The following is a 16,049-nucleotide window of genomic DNA, read 5'->3' on the forward strand; positions in this document are numbered from 1 at the left end:
TCGGCTTTTTGTTCATCGGTAATGAATATTTTCATGACGGATACCATGAACCTCATTTGAGCGAAAATCAAGCAGTTTCAATGAGCACGGGTATAGATGATGTCAAAACCACAGTGGAGTCGTTCCTGTGGGATAAGTGCAGGAGGCAACCTGTTTACTGCCTGCGCGGCATCCGGCATAAAAGCGGCGTGAAGTCTATCCAGGCTCTTGTGGGGAACGTGGGAACCTGTCACTCCGATGCAAAGGGAGAAGCGCAAGTGGAGGCCCCATGAGCGTCAGAGTACCAATGCGGAGTACAGGGGCGGAGCAAGCCGTAGTAGCGATGAAGGACCGTAATAGGTCCAGAGCAAAGGGCCTGCCCCATTGCGCTGATAGCGGGGCAGCAACCACCGGCGACGAAGCGGGTGGGAGGACTGCTGCAAAGTCGGCAAAGCCATTTCCTGTCAGTAAGAGGCAGGTATGGGAAGCGTATAAGCGAGTGAAAGCCAACCGCGGGGCAGCAGGCATTGATGGACAAACACTGACCGGGTTTGATGAAAATGTGACAGACAATCTCTACAAGCCGTGGAACAGACTGGCTTCCGGCAGTTATATGCCCCGGCGGTCCGGCGTGTGGAAATTCCCAAAGTTGATGGTGGAGTGCGTCCGCTCGGTATTCCTGCCGTGTCGGACCGGATCGCCCAGACGGTTGTTAAGCAGGTTCTCGAACCTGTGCTGGAACCGCTGTTCCATACGGACTCGTATGGTTACCGACCGGGAAAATCTGCCCACCAGGCGATTGCGCAGGCGAGAAAACGTTGCTGGCAGTTTGACTGGGTGGTGGAAGTGGATATTAAAGGCTTCTTTGATAATATCGACCACGCACTATTACTGAAAGCGGTGCGGCATCATACTCAGGAACGCTGAGTGGTGATGTACATCGAACGTTGGCTGAAAGCACCGGTGCAAATGCCGGATGGAACAATGCAGTCAAGGGAGCGTGGAACGCCGCAGGACGGTGTGATTTCCCCCCTGATCTCGAATTTGTTCCTGCACTATGTCTTTGACATGTGGATGCAACGTCAGTTTCCCGGCGTCCCCTTCGAAAGATACGCGGATGATGTGGTATGCCACTGTCAAAGTCAGTTGCAGGCCGAAGCACTAATAAGTGAACTAAGCCAGCGGTTTGCGCAATGTGGACTGGAGTTGCATCCTCAGAAGACCCGGGTAGTTTATTGCAGGGATGCCGATAGACGGGGGAATTACGCAGAGACGCGCTTTGACTTTCTGGGCTATACGTTTCGGCCCCGTTGTGAAGCATCATTTACGTTAGTTATATCCTCTGACGTCTGAGAAAAGAGTTTAGCTTTAAGAACATTTTTCATTTTAGCAACGTTATCTTTCATCTATATCTATTTCCTTAACGAATTTGTTAGAAATTTGAAAACTGTCGTTCCCAACAGCCATCAATCGGATTTTTCTCTTATTTCTTGTTTCCAATAAATAAAAACCGAGGTGGTTTCGCATAGTAAATGCAACATCATTACACTACGAGTAAACAATTTCGTATTCCTTTAAATAATCTATTAAATAACTTTGCCACCCCGAGTCTTTAGTAGATTATTTAATCGGGTTACAACCAAATTTATTCCTATTTCCTAGACGGAATAAAGATTCAAAAAGTAGGTATTTATTTCTAATTTTTTTCTGATAATGTCATGACTCGAAAACTCTAAATTGTTATCAAGCGTCATTGTTTTAGCTATTTATTTTAAAAAGTATAACGCCTTCATTATGATTATAGCCTTTGGTTCTTATTTTCTATTAAATCTTATGATTATCGTATCTCCTTCTCAGTCACCAATACACCCTTTTCATCAATGAGTTATGTTCGTTCATCAATACTCACTTTGTTTTTAATTTTTCTTCCTCTTTCAGAGCAGCCATAGAGTTTACGATATGGTTTATTGGCAATTATGAGATGCTGTCATAAGTCACCATTATCATTAAAAATGGGGCTGTTGATTGTATTGATTATGCATAAATGTCAAATTACTATTGAACTTTATCTACTCACTATTAATTCCTAATTAAAATCATTTTAAAAAAAATCAAACCAATTGTTATTAAATTATCAATAAATTCATAAAAACACCCTGTATATCCGTCATTCCGCCGCCATATCTGTAATGCACTGATTTTAAATGATTTATATAAAATTCATGCATTTGTTGATTCTCAATTAAAACAATAAATTACGAATGCGGTGCAGAATGTCGGGTATATCCAATTTCATAAAAATAGAAAATTAGATTAAAAAAATTTTCAAGGCATTACTTTGCAACAAAAATAAAACCATTAATTTCAATATAAGGTAATTTATAAAATATTCAACAATATTAACTTAAAGTGGTGAAATTTTAACTTCGATTTAATATCTTTGGTGATTGTCATAGATAATAATTATATAACAAGAGCTATAATCACCACCTCCCCATAGTTATTACCATCCACTATTTTAATACCAAAGAAAATTTTTTTAATTCAAGTTAACTGAATTACCCCATATTTCCATCAAGAAACACGTTATTATATATATCCCACTATCAATCATTCGTAAAAACACAAGCCAAAACAATAATAGCAGGCGGATTCGACTAATAAGCGCAATTTTTCAGCAGGGCTACAATTTAAAGCTTCCTCTATGATTTGTTCGCATCTTGACCATCGACGAGCAAAAACATTAGTTAAAGTATTTGATTCCAATCCAGCTTCTCGGGAAACGGCCGCAAGAGTGGTTCCTCGTTTCCTAAATGCCGCAATAATGTCTGCTGGATACCCGTCTTGTACATCACTCATTTCTGCTTTACTCCCTCAAAATAGTGGTGGTGATACAGACAAGGATTCGCAGTCTGAGCTCATCAACTCAGCGAGGCATAACCTCTCCCTGCCTGAATCACCATTGATTAGGGATAGCAGGCGGCGCACTGGTAAAACTACTTACCAGTGTCCAATGCGTTCAAGGCTGCGAAACCCTGACTATCAGATTTTGCTGGTAGCATGACAACTCTAATCGACTATGTTATTCGAATTAATAAAATACATGCACCTAACTAAGTTGCAACGTTATTCCTCCCAGTCATCATGCGTTGCTGACATGGGTGTATCATTACTTGTTGGCGTTACCGCAAAGATGTCTTTCGGCAACGTAAATCCTCTCAGTTTCAATAATGCCAATGGCCCTTCACCCATTTCCGTGCGTAATATCCAAGTTAGTGGTAAACCATCCGGGGCAGTAAAGATCAGGCGGTAACGGCTTTCATCCAGCCTTTCCGCTTTCGCTTGTTCCAGCCAACGGATCAGCCCCCAGTTTCCTTGGTAATCACCGAATAACCTCGACCCGGTATTGACACTGGTCCAAGTCAGCATCACTCCCGGTTCATAGGTCTCTCCCGGCCAGCGAAAGCTCTGCCAGCTTTCCATCTGGTTAAAATAACGCAATTGCTGCCCATCTATCGTCAGGTCAGTTTCCGCCACATCCCGCACCGGTCTGGCCCGCAGTTCAAACCGTAATCCCTGACTGCCATCCGCAAACAGCAAATTTGACAACTGACTGAGCTGATTTACCGCCTTCAGGAAACGCGGGTTAAAACGTAATCCCTGACCGTTCACTCTATCTGGCACCCAATGACTACCTTCTTTATGCAACACTCCACTTAACTGACTGGTCAGAAATCGCTCTATCTGACCAGAGTCGGACCGGATAAACTGCCCCAACATCGGTAATGAAATCTCACTCTGCCCACCAGCAAATGGATAGCGACCAGCAAACGTTGTATTCCAGTTAGCAACTATCGCCGTGCGCCACTGCTCATTCAGGCTCGACGCAGCCGGTTTCAGTACCTCCTGCCACGCCTGTTTTAACGGCTGCACAAACAGCGCCTGACCAAATCCGCGCCATTGGGTACCCAAACTGGCGGCTATCAGATTACCGTAGCCCTGTGTCTCAGTCAGATCTGCGCTTTTTCCCTGAAACACTGTCTGAGCCAGTGTTTTCGCCATCTCTGGCGGATCATCACTGTTGTTCACCTGTTGTAGTTTCAGACGCACTTCGGTTACTCGAATAAGAAAGGTTTGTAAATTCAGGGTATTGTCAGCCTTGATTCCCCCGGCCGCCTGATTTTCTCCCATCAACTCCAGCAACGGCCCAAAGGTTTCATCCATCGGCCCGCGTACGCCAACCGTCTGTTGATTAATTACCCTAGGCGTTTTTTTATTCAACAATGTCTTGGCGGATTTCACCAACGAATCCGATAACGTCGGTCCCTGTTGCCCGGTCTCTCCCTGATAGGCCAGTGTGTTCATCAACGCAATCAATGGGGACTGGCGCCTATCAGCCATCAAGGTTAGCTGGTCAATCACATCTGACAGATTACGCGTTTTGTTCCAACGCAGGCTGTTGAGAAAATCCTGCCACACTCCGGCAAAATCGGTAAAGTAACGGGCGGTCAAACGGGCTTTCAATTCTTCGGGCGACACCGACGCCGAAACTGCCTGACGGTTATCACTTAGCACCCAGTCAATCGCCTCCTTACGTGACGCCACCGCCTCCGCTATTGCCTTTTGTATCCCGCCCTCCCATGCCTGACGGGTAAACATTCCCGGTATCACACGAGAGGTGGTAAACAGCCTCGCCGCATCGGTGTCGCCGGTCATTTGCCTTAACGTCAAGTCCGCATAGTTCTTCTCCACCGATTGCAGCATCTGCTGATAAAGTGCTGCTTCGGCATTGTGCTTACCTAGCTGGATCAGCAACAGCTGACGTACCTGTTTAACCAACGCCTTATCCGGAGTTATCCGCCATTCAGGGTGCGCGGGCAGATTCTTCGCATAAAAACCCCACAAATCCGACGCTGCATCTAGCCAGACACCGGGAGCAATACCGGCCCGCTTGGGTTCATTTGCGTTCAGTATCCGGGTTAAAAACACGACATCCACTTTTTCCGGCTGCGCCATCATCAGGTAGGCTTTCAACTGGTCATGACCGGCCTGCGCCCATTTAGCTCGCAAAGGGCTGCCCGGCGGTAAATTCACCAATGCGCTCAGTTTTGCATGCAACACCGCGGCAGCCTTGTCCCGTATCAGGCGGTTATTGGCCTGCGCATAATCGGGCAGCACTGCCGTCAACATTTTCTGATTCTGACTCAAACCAAAACGCTCATACCACGGCACGCCATGTTCAGCCCGGTATTGCAACCGACCCACCTCATTACGCAGGTCCTTTAAGGCCATCAACTGGGCATCAGAACCTTCCGGCTGAGCTTTCAGCTCAGTCACCGCCGCCTGCACCACGGCTAGCTGGTCACGGTTGGTGAAAAAGGAGAGCACCATTCCAGCCCCCCATAACAAGGCCAACGCCATCAAGCCTCGATAAATAGTCTGTGTGTGGAGTATGCCCACCCGCCGACCATGGAAACGACGACTGCCCTCCAACACCCCCTGCCAAGCCGAGTCAGGCAGCCAGCTTTGCGGGATGCTACTCGCCTGCGCTTTGAGCGGCAAACTGAACATCAAACCACGCAGCAATACTACATCGCCATACTCCACTAACCACGGCGCCAAGACCTGTCGCCAGTGATCAATTCCCTGTTTTTCCAATGTGGATGATAGTCGATAAAGAAAATCATGGGCGTTCTCTTCTAGTACTTGTTGCATTCCTCGCTTGCGTATGGGGTCAACCAATTCTTGCAACTGTGTCGCCACAATATCCGGGGTACAACGTTCAGGAAAAAAGCAGCCGACGGCCTGAGTGATACGGTCTTCTTGAGACCAGAGACTGTGACACACCTGCCACAGGTAGACCGGGGCTTGCCAGCGCAGCTGTTGGGCCTGTTTCTGCAATATCCGCAATGCTTTATCCATCCATACCGTCTGTGCGCTTTGGGCTTCGGTCAGCGCCCAGACAATGCCATTGAATGGCCGGTAACGGCGCAAGCGACGCAGGGCCATTAACTGAGTGGCATCCGGTTCAACCTGCAAACTGCCGCCCCAAAGCAACAGCGTGCGATAGCCCTCCTGCCAATACGCCGAGGTCAGCCTTGGTGCGATGGCTTCCACCTGTTCCACTTCACCCACCACCAGTAAAATACGGACTTTATACCACCAGAACCTCCCATAACGGAGGCGCATGCGGTCAGGCAAGCCTTTTATAGCGGAGACTGATTCGGAAAGTTGCGTCTCTACAGGTTCGGTTTTTTTGTCATCACCGGAAATACTTTTGCGTAGATCTTCAAAACTCAACTTGCCCGTTTGGTAGGTAGCAACATAATAAATTCCCATTATAAGCAGAAAAACCACACTGCTTATGACGATACCAATAAACCACATCTGTTGAAGATGACTATCCGCCTGAATGCCCAGCTCATTAGGCATCTTCCAAACGAAGTAGCTCAGCGTTGCGGCCATGACCAGAACGAAGACAAGCAACAACCAGAAAAAAGATTGAGTTCGGATACGCTTCATTGCGTTACCTCCTGTAAAGTTTCATTAGGGGACACGACGGCACACCAGCACCCTTGATCAAGGACAGATGAACCACTGAAAGTAAGCTGACTAGCCGCAGTGTACTGAGCATGAAGCGCCGCAGCGGCAATCACGAGCCAGGGGGCAACACAGCCCGATGTACCTAATAAAATATCCAAGTCATAAATGCCTTGTTCATGCGTCATGCTTAAGGGAGCAATACTGCTCAATGTAGTAAAGGCTTCACTATCTGCCTGAGATAATTGTGATAACCAAGCATACTGTAACGACTCCGGTGTGACTGGTACCCAATCCAGCGCCTGCTGCACACTTTGCTCAAGCAGCGAATGAGAAGAACATTCAGGACGGTGCAAAAATGCCTGTGGTGCTAATGTCTTTTGCGTCAGACGATTACCTAATATCAGCCCAACAGCTGATTCGGCTGTATTCTCAGGCTGAACCGGACAAATTTGCAGAGCCACGACCATTAACAATGATCGCTTACAAATATGATTATCCAGCCAGTCATCCACCACAGATAATCCCGCGCCTTCAACAAAACTCACAGGTTGGCGAATACCCGCTTCAGACCACACCTGTTGCCATATGTTATTCAATTCACTTTCAGATAAAGCCGTATTGGCTTCAAGAAGTAGGGAAAGAGGGATGTTATCTGGCAGCCGTTTCAGCGTCTTAGAAAAGGTAGCAATAATGGATGACAATGTTCGCCGTATCAGCTCATCAAAAGATTCATCTACCAGAGTGGGTAACCGGCTGTGGCGAATAGCATCTTCACTTAGCCATGACGACTGTGTTTTTAACGCCTTTTCATTCCTGGCGAGTAATGCAACTTGCTTATCTGGTGTTTCTTCATCCGCTAACGCCGTGTGCAATGCAACGCTCAGAATCTGCAATGAACGTCGACCTCGCCGAGTTTCTTGTAAAATAACCTGCTGGCGACGTTGGTCCCAACCATCTGCCCAGAAATGCTGGCTGCTATACAGTAACCACCGGCATCCTGCGATAAACAACCAGCACAACGCAGGAATGCCCAACGCATGTAAGCCAAAAATCACTGGCTGATGACGAGTTTCTATGTCTCCCCACAATATGGTACTCATGACACCGACAATAAAAAGTGCGCCGGGGAGTAAAACAAGCCAAAACAAAAGTCGGGGAGTTTTAGGACGAGGAGCTGGACCGGGTAAAAGATTCAATTTAACGGGCATAATGATTAACTCGTGGTAACATCCAGAATAAAAGAGAGTAGCCCACAACCGCACGTATGACGGTACCCATGAGAGGCAATTGGGGCACTTTCTTTACGGGCAACAGCGGTACCATTAAGTTTCATGATTAAAGTATTTAAAATCACTTGATCACCGCAAATAATTTTATTTCCGACATGGAACATGCCATTCATCACTTATTTCCTTTTTCATATTAAAATTAAGACAACAACCTTCTTTATAAAAGAAGGCTCGTTATCAACAGGGAAAGAATAATTTCTTGCCATAAAGATACTGCATGGAATGTAATTTACTTAGCTAAAAATCACAATTAATCTCCATTATCATAAATAAATCTGTCACCTTATTTAAAAAGTCAATTCTCTTTTTATCAGAATATTTTACTGGGTCTGGATAATACTCAGCGGCATAATTATCTTGAGAATAGAAAAATTATGAGAATTTGGGAATTTCATTTCTGAAAGAACAGCAATCGCATAACCATAGGCACAACAACGCGAATCAAAACCGTTTAATGATCGGTGGTATAGTTTTCCTACACTTCTTGGTAAATTTACAGCAGCACTAACCTCCCAAAAACTGGGGCTACGATAATAAACTTTGTTCCCTTGATTGGTAGGAACCTGATATCGTTCCAAAGCATGAGGCTAATCAGCATATTTTGCCATTTAATGATACTATCCAGTAATAACCTGCACTATCAGATGGTGCAAACACATTATTGTCACTCACACTAAACCTGATTTCGCCAACCTATCATTTCTTGTGTTAATGTCGGGAAATGAATATCTTGGAGGAGATATATTTCTACATTGTTGCCTCGCAAGTCTACTTATTTTTCGATGGACATTTACCAACGAATCCACCTATATTATTCCAGTCACAATGAAACTGATTTTTATGTAGAAAATATTACTCTTTCCTAAACGGATTCTATTTTACAAAATTACCACATTCATCAAAATCCAACCATTTTGGAATTTCATTATTAATATCAAGCATCTTTTTCTTATTAATTAATTCAGTTATTCTTTCAGAGTAACAAAATTTGTTTTTCTTTTCCGATATAAAATAAACCTCATATGTTTCATGTGAATTTAAATTAGCATCCTCATACACTACTCTAAATATAAACCAATTTATATTGTGACCTGGTGATTTTACTTCTCTATATCCTGTGTTATATCCAAGACATGGTTCAAAATCCTCAGCACTTCCAGATTGGAATTTACGAATTGGAATAGCGACCTGTCTATTATTCACAATAAAAACATTACATCGACTATAATCATTACCTGAACGCTTCCTTTCCTTTTCGTCTTTGTATACAAATGGATAAATTTTTGCATCATTTTTTTTCCAGAAATAAACATAAAATGAAGAAAATCCACCATCAGGGGTTTCAATATTGTAGACTGAACTTAAACTATGTGGTTTACCATTAACATAAACAAATTCTTTAATTTTTTTTAAAATGAAATTATTTTCATTTTTACTGTATGCTAAATTATTGAAAAATAAAATACCCATAAGATAAAAAAATATAGTCATTATAAAAAACTTAGCTTTCATTTAAACTCTCCTTTAATAGTTAATCGCATTGCCTTGTATAATCTACAGTCACATTTGCTGATGCTCGACCTCTTGAAATAGGAACTATTTCACTATTTTTCATATCTACTGTGTCGCATAAGAAATAATAAACATAGCGACAATACGCTTGCCTTTCGAAATACCCAAATCCACCACCATTTACAAGCACAGAGCAACGCCCTATGCTTTTTTCCGAAAATCCTTTATCTGCTTCTCGGTTAATATTTATTTTACCATCATGATGTTTTGAAACCCAATAAAAACCAGCACTATCAGTTGCACAATACGAATCAGAACTAATAATATCTGGATCAAATCGTGGATACCAGATTTTACTTAAAGACTCATTAATTACTACTTCTTTCTTATGTGTTCTCTTATCTATTATTATTTCTCTTGGATCAGACCAATAGTGATGTGATGTCAACGTAATTCTATCATCCACATATTTATATCCTTGATTAACATCAGGTAAAGATATTTTCGTCCTATATTTCATATAAGATTCATAATTTGAAGGCCAAGTAAGTTGCATTAATCCTCTTCCATAGAAAGATTGATAATACTCCATAGCAGGAACAGGCCATGTTCCATTTCTATTCTTCTTTCCTTTTCCTATTTCTTCAGTTTTCGCCATCATATTTGTTTCAATGTAAATCTGTCCTAGGAAAATACTTTTTCTTTCCACAGATAAAATAGAATACTTATTACAACACTTATTGAAATCCTCATAATATTTTTGCCAATCATCAAATTTATCAGCCCATTTTACCCTACTCCTTCTTGGAGTATGCGGATAACCTGAATAATAAAATTTAGGAGTTAATGCTACTAATTCCTTTTGACTCAACCACCCACACTTTCTGAAATGAGTAATAAACCTCCTCGGCTCAAAATGCCAGACTCTGCCGGATGGCAGTCCTGCCATATCAATACATAACGCCTTAACATGAGCAATAAACTTGTTCCAGTCCTCTTCCGACATCGGCCCCTCCAGCGCGTCATTGGGCAGTTTCAACCAGTTAAAGCGAGATTCCACTGTCGCACTATCCCATTCAAACGGAAAATGACAAATCGCATAACTCAGATCGGCTTGGGGTTCTGTTTCCGCGTTAAGCTGGGCCAGTAATGTTGGGGAATTACACTGGCTATTACTGTCGCTGTCATCATCAATCAATTGCCACTCCATCCAGTGAGGAAAATCCGCGTCACTGAATTTTTTCACTTCACTCACCGCCAGATTGACCCAACCCTTCCCACCGGGATAATTCACTTCCCGCCAGTGAGGCGCATCAGCAGGAGATAATATTTCATGCTCAGTATTAATAATACGCCCAAACCGTAACATCTCGTAACCCGCACTGGGGCTATCAGGGTAAAGTTCTACCGCCTTTTTATACAGATTATACTCATAATCCTCACTGACCAAGGCTTCTCCCACCGTTTCATAATGCCCGTTCTGGTGTTGCCGTCGGGTCGTCATGGTGCATTTGCCCTTATCAAAACTCATGGTGATAAACAGCGGCTCCAGGCTGGTATATGGTGCCTTTCCCCAAGTTGTCATTCGGTTTTTTTCTGGCACTTTTTCACAGAAAGCAATTCCGGCTGGCAGGTAGAAGTGCATATCACCATACACCACATCAGTACGACCATCTTTTGTTATATTTAACTCCCGCTCTGTACGACCAACCAACTTCAACAAATTGGCATCATCACAAAATATCTGGAAGTGAACCGCGTTGGCCCCATCCACCTGACCCACCGTACCGAGCGGATCTTTCCGATAAACGGTTTTTCCCTGAGACACGGTACTGTCGATCGTCTTCAAGTGCATATACAGTGAGAAAAACGTGACTTTACCATTCTCTCCATTGCCAATTTCCGTTTCATGCTTTAGGACTACACAGCCACAATCTGTTCCACCGTTATAGTTATACGGTGGCTGATCTCGCTGAGAGAATTTAGGTTGCCGGACAAAATGGACCGTTCCATCCGCAATCGCCCTGATTTTTTCCGGCCGGCTGGTGCTATCACTGTGAATAAGGTGAACACCCCCATGCCAGGTATGCCAGGCATTTACCGGGAAACCTCGCCGGGTATCCACGGGTATCATTCTGTCTACCCAGGCTGAATCACTTTCAGTATCGGACTTATCCCGCAACAGCGGAGGACTGATAATCATTTTTATACGCCTTATCGTTAATTGATCAAATAACGAATTTGTCAAGAAAATAACCTACACTGTCATAGCCCACTGAACAGTCATGACTTGCACAGAGCTTCATCAGTAGCATATTTAACCGCCATGCCGGGCATTGAACCTAACGGAACACCGCTACAACGGATATATCCTTTTTCCTCCAGAAAATGGGTATAACAAAATGAGAAAACCATCGTAGAAACTATTGCGAAAAAAAAGGAAAAAATAATGATCTTCCCTATTTTCACTTGCAAATACGTAGGAGCCTGATTCAGGGTAAAAAGAAAATATCCCCCTAAAATAGCCAACGGGTATAAAAAAAGGGGACTTAAAAACGCAAAAACATCAAACCGACTGAATAAAATCACTTGCTTATATAAAAATAGATCAATCAAGCTTATAAAAGCCCAATAAGAACCTATTGCCGGGAATACAATAATGGCAATCAATACCATCAATGTAGGCAGTCTTTTTCTCATTTTTTCTGGTAAATTCACTTTTAAAAAAATCTCGGTTTAATATCCTCAAGGGTGCGTCTCAAATAAGTTCTTATTTCTGTCTCTACAACTTCTTTACCTTCTTCCAGAATTTTATCCGCAAACATCGCACCTAGATCCCAAAACCCTTTTTCGATCTTTCGGGCTTTCTCCAGCGTTTCTTGCTGAGCCGCACTGAGATAAGCAACAACTCTATCTGTCACCCCAAATTTATCATCCAACGCAGCCAGCCAGTATTCCAACCCCAACAACGAGTACTACATGCCATTCATCACTTATTTCCTTTTTCATATTAAAATTAAGATAATGACCCTCTTTATAAAAGAAGGTTCATCATCAACAGGGCAAGAATAATTTCTTACCATAAAGATTTGTAGTTGCATGGAATACAATTTACTTAACTAAAATCATAATTAATCTCCATTGTCATAAATAAATCTGTCACCTTATTTAAAAAGTCAATTCTCTTTTTATCAGAATATTTTATTGGGTCTGGGTAATACTCAGCTGCATAATTATCTTGAGAATAGAAAAACAATGTCCTCATCACACTATAAGGCTTATCCTTCTCATCAAGAAAAATAACATCTGACAGAACCACTGCACCTTTACGCCTAGGAAAGGTTTTTATTTCCACCTTATATTTCATATTTAACACATAACTAAATTGCTTTTTTTTTCCATAAGCCTCTTTCAATGTGTTATTTATTTCATCTATGTCATAGCTATATTTTTTACTTTCACTATTCCATTTTATATAGATAATGCCACCCGATGGATATGCCTCACCTGATAAGTCAAAATAATCTTTCATACCATTGTAAATAAGAGGTACATGATTATATCTACAATCATTTTTAGCAGAAGCTTTCTTTAGTGCTTTTAAATTAAAAACACCGCTATCAAATTCAATGGTATAACAGTAATCTATCTTCTCTGAATAAGCAGAGAATGAGAGTACAGTTAAGATCAATGCAAATAACATATTTAGCTTCATATCATTCACCATTATTCTATAGGCTTAAAATTATTAGGCTTCACGATAGCATCATTCAGTGCATACAATGCATGTTCAAAACAAGGCCATCTGACATTATCCAACCCATGATCACCACCATTCACACATTTAGTCACTGCTTTTACATCATCATATAAAGCCCCCTGATCGGCCCAATAATGCAAACTTAAACTCCCCCAAGGGACTCTTTTCCCATTATATATTTTCATCCTTTGTTTTTGTATCCAATAAAATCCGCCCGTATCACAAGCATAATATGCATTACTGGCAAGAGTAGCAGCAATTTTTCAGAATCACCTTTATATTTTCCATAGAGTTCATAATTCTTCCTACCTGTCGTTTGTATAATCCCTCTTCCTTTAAACCGATTTCCATCTCCTACAAGCGTATTTCCCAATGTCTTTGCCAGATTATTCATTTCTTTGCCAGCATAATCCTTTTTAGGTTCATATTTATCGAAATAGCTGTCTCTCCCGTGCTCAACAACTTCCTTCAACCTGCCCGTTTCACAAAAAATCTGTGATAGAAAATGAGCAATTCTTAGCAGAGAGAGATTAAAACCATAAGTGGTAATAATCCTGGATAAACTCCCTTTTATATTTTCCGGTCTGATAATCACATGATCTAAATTAATCATACTTTGTGAAATACGAGTGATAATATCTTCTTTATTTAAAAAACCTTCTTCTTTGGATATATCTATTTTCTTAATACTTTTCCTAATAGTTCTAATTAAATCTCCTTCCCCTAACCACCCACACTTCCTAAAGTGAGTAATAAACCTCCTCGGCTCAAAATGCCAGACTCTGCCAGATGGCAGTCCTGCCATATCAATACATAACGCCTTAACATGAGCAATAAACTTGTTCCAGTCCTCTTCCGACATCGGCCCCTCCAGCGCGTCATTGGGCAGTTTCAACCAGTTAAAGCGAGATTCCACTGTCGCACTATCCCATTCAAACGGAAAATGACAAATCGCATAACTCAGATCGGCTTGGGGTTCTGTTTCCGCGTTAAGCTGGGACAGTAATGTCGGGGAGTTGCACTGACTATTACTGTCGCTGTCATCATCAATCAATTGCCATTCCATCCAGTGAGGAAAATCCGCGTCACTGAATTTTTTCACTGAATCCACTGCTAGGTTGACTGAACCTTCCCCTCCGGGGTAACTTATTTCCCGCCAGTGAGGAGCATTAGCCGGTAACAGGGTTTCATGCTCAGTATTGATAATGCGGCCAAACCGCAACATCTTATAACCAGCACCCGGACTGTCGGGATAGAGTTTGACCGCTTTTTTATACAGATCATATTCATAATTATCGCTGACCTGGGCTTCTCCCACCATTTCATAATACCCGTTCCGGTGTCGTCTCCGAGTTGTCAGGGTACATTTGCCATTATCAAAGCTCATTGTCACGAAAAGGGGTTCAGTGCTGATATATTTTACCCTCTCCCATTGGGTTATCCGGACCTCTTCATAAAAAGCGGTACCTACCGGCAGGTAGAAATGTATATCACCGTAGAGAACATCGGTACGGCCATCTTGGGTGATATCCAATTCTGCCGTGGTACGACCAACCAGCTTCACCAGATTGGTATCGTCACAAAATATCTGGAAGTGAACCGCGTTGGCTCCGTCCACCTGTCCCACTGTTCCCAATGGGGCTTTTGGTAAACGGTTTTTCCCACAGAAATGTCCTTATCTAAGGTCTTTAAATGCATATACAGTGAGAAAAACGTGACTTTTCCATGCTCTCCGATGCCAATTTCCGTTTCATGCTTCAACACCACGCAGCCACAATCCGTTCCTCCGTTATAGTTATATGGTGGTAAGTCCCGTTTAGAGAATTGAGGATGTCGGACAAAATGCACAGTCCCATCCGCAATAGACCTAATTTTTTCTGGCTGGCTGGTGCTATCACTATGTGTAAGATGCACCCCACCGTGCCAGGTATGCCAGGCATTTACCGGGAAACCGCGCCGAACATCTATTGGGATCATTCTCTCTATCCAGGCTGCATCACTTTCAGTATCGGACTTATTCCGCAACAACGGGGGACTGATAATCATTTTTTACTCCTTAATCATCAAGTTAGGTTAATTCGTTAAGTTGTTCAGGAAAATAACCAACGTTCTGGCGGATCCTCCGCTTTAACGGGTAATGTGGCCAGTTCTGTTTTCTGTCCAGCCGCCCCTTTTCTGTCAAAACTGGCGCATTTGATCAGGTAATCTCCCGCAGTTCCCTGCTCAATTTTGTACGGATCAAGGGTGATATAAGAGCCACCCGCATTGATAGTGATCTTCTTCTTTGCCGTGATATGAATTTCATCTTCAGTGCTGGTGATATTAATCGCATTACGAGCCAGTAACTCCATCAGGCCATTTTGTGCCTGAACAGAAACCGCCCCCTGATTCGCAACTAACTTGATGCCCAATTTACGTACAAACAGACTGAAAGCTTGACCAACACCAACAAAGAAGTTTTTCACAACGCCAATGTCTGCATGTTTACCCGCATTGGCGATAAAGTTCTCAGTCGCTGCCAGTTGCAGGTGTTTACCACTGGTCAGCGATATCCCTTGCGGGGCACTCATCAGTACTACCGCAGATTTCAATTGTTCAATGTCCTGTCGTAACAGTGCTAACTGAGCATTGATATCCGCCGCAGATCCATTAGCCGTCTTAGCATCTGTAGAAATCGCCTGCATCTGTTCGCTCGCTGCATTCAACCGGCTAAGTGCCTCCCCCATTGCCAGCACTTCCCCACCAGCACGGGTCTGCTTATCCGCACTGATAAACAACCCTTTACCGGCCCGAATCGCTCCCCAGTCGTCGGTTCGCAGCTCAAAACCTTCACCCCGCTTATCCGGGTGTGGGCGCTGGCTATCGACAAGGTGACCGAGATTTAACTGGCTTTTACCGCCGTATTCGGTACTCAGTTTGATATGTTCCCGACCACGTTCGTCATCCATTCGCAGTTTGTTATTCGC

At 43.0% G+C, this 16,049-nt stretch carries 13 protein-coding genes and 2 pseudogenes; 2 read left to right on the forward strand and 13 right to left on the reverse strand.

Features of this window, described 5'->3' with window-relative positions:
- Together BA1DRAFT_RS24250 and ltrA are read left to right on the forward strand one after the other, a co-directional pair.
- Nucleotides 1–272 (forward strand): hypothetical protein (locus tag BA1DRAFT_RS24250; RefSeq protein WP_036782955.1); only part of this gene is annotated, 272 nt, incomplete at its 5' end.
- A pseudogene (gene ltrA / locus BA1DRAFT_RS20045) lies at nucleotides 269–1,290 on the forward strand (group II intron reverse transcriptase/maturase); the annotation flags it as partial. The gene BA1DRAFT_RS24250 and the pseudogene ltrA, both read left to right, overlap by 4 nt.
- Nucleotides 1,291–2,589: 1,299 nt before the next feature.
- On the opposite strand, the gene BA1DRAFT_RS22410 reads toward ltrA, so the two are convergent.
- From BA1DRAFT_RS22410 to BA1DRAFT_RS20100, 13 genes and pseudogenes are all read right to left on the reverse strand, one after another.
- The gene (locus tag BA1DRAFT_RS22410; RefSeq protein ID WP_072164833.1) at nucleotides 2,590–2,838 is read right to left on the reverse strand and encodes a helix-turn-helix domain-containing protein; all 249 of its coding nucleotides are present in this window, start codon (nucleotides 2,836–2,838) and stop codon (nucleotides 2,590–2,592) included.
- Nucleotides 2,839–3,105: 267 nt separating this feature from the next.
- Nucleotides 3,106–6,501, reverse strand: coding sequence for an ImcF-related family protein (locus BA1DRAFT_RS20050; protein ID WP_072164834.1), 3,396 nt, complete (start codon nucleotides 6,499–6,501; stop codon nucleotides 3,106–3,108).
- Nucleotides 6,498–7,730 carry a hypothetical protein gene (locus BA1DRAFT_RS20055; protein ID WP_036782958.1) on the reverse strand — a complete coding sequence of 411 codons (1,233 nt, stop codon included), beginning with the start codon at nucleotides 7,728–7,730 and terminating at the stop codon, nucleotides 6,498–6,500. Before BA1DRAFT_RS20055 ends, BA1DRAFT_RS20050 begins: the two co-directional genes overlap by 4 nt.
- 5 nt (nucleotides 7,731–7,735) lie before the next feature.
- On the reverse strand, nucleotides 7,736–7,924 hold the full coding sequence (locus tag BA1DRAFT_RS20060; RefSeq protein ID WP_036782961.1) for a hypothetical protein: 189 nt from the start codon (nucleotides 7,922–7,924) through the stop codon (nucleotides 7,736–7,738).
- A gap of 760 nt (nucleotides 7,925–8,684) precedes the next feature.
- Entirely contained in the window at nucleotides 8,685–9,323 is a 639-nt protein-coding gene (locus tag BA1DRAFT_RS20065; protein WP_036782964.1) for a hypothetical protein, read from the reverse strand.
- Nucleotides 9,324–9,342: 19 nt separating this feature from the next.
- Nucleotides 9,343–11,526, reverse strand: coding sequence for a M23 family metallopeptidase (locus BA1DRAFT_RS20070; protein WP_036782966.1), 2,184 nt, complete (start codon nucleotides 11,524–11,526; stop codon nucleotides 9,343–9,345).
- An 80-nt stretch (nucleotides 11,527–11,606) separates the two neighbouring features.
- Entirely contained in the window at nucleotides 11,607–12,041 is a 435-nt protein-coding gene (locus BA1DRAFT_RS21490) for a DUF1240 domain-containing protein (protein ID WP_051560894.1), read from the reverse strand.
- 2 nt (nucleotides 12,042–12,043) lie between these two features.
- Complete coding sequence (locus BA1DRAFT_RS20080) at nucleotides 12,044–12,292, reverse strand: hypothetical protein (RefSeq protein ID WP_036782969.1); 249 nt, start codon at nucleotides 12,290–12,292, stop codon at nucleotides 12,044–12,046.
- A gap of 146 nt (nucleotides 12,293–12,438) precedes the next feature.
- A complete protein-coding gene (locus BA1DRAFT_RS20085; RefSeq protein ID WP_036782972.1) occupies nucleotides 12,439–13,038 on the reverse strand; it encodes a hypothetical protein in 600 nt (199 codons plus the stop codon).
- A gap of 11 nt (nucleotides 13,039–13,049) precedes the next feature.
- A complete protein-coding gene (locus BA1DRAFT_RS23325; RefSeq protein ID WP_160170026.1) occupies nucleotides 13,050–13,223 on the reverse strand; it encodes a hypothetical protein in 174 nt (57 codons plus the stop codon).
- 41 nt (nucleotides 13,224–13,264) lie between these two features.
- Nucleotides 13,265–14,377, reverse strand: a pseudogene (locus BA1DRAFT_RS20095) (peptidase M23); the annotation flags it as partial.
- 266 nt (nucleotides 14,378–14,643) lie between these two features.
- Nucleotides 14,644–15,129 carry a M23 family metallopeptidase gene (locus tag BA1DRAFT_RS23330; protein ID WP_051560898.1) on the reverse strand — a complete coding sequence of 162 codons (486 nt, stop codon included), beginning with the start codon at nucleotides 15,127–15,129 and terminating at the stop codon, nucleotides 14,644–14,646.
- Between the two features lie 44 nt (nucleotides 15,130–15,173).
- A partial coding sequence (locus BA1DRAFT_RS20100; protein ID WP_152544364.1) for a DUF2345 domain-containing protein occupies nucleotides 15,174–16,049 on the reverse strand: 876 nt, incomplete at its 5' end.

The organism is Photorhabdus aegyptia (genome assembly GCF_000612035.1).
In the GTDB taxonomy this organism is placed as follows: domain Bacteria; phylum Pseudomonadota; class Gammaproteobacteria; order Enterobacterales; family Enterobacteriaceae; genus Photorhabdus; species Photorhabdus akhurstii.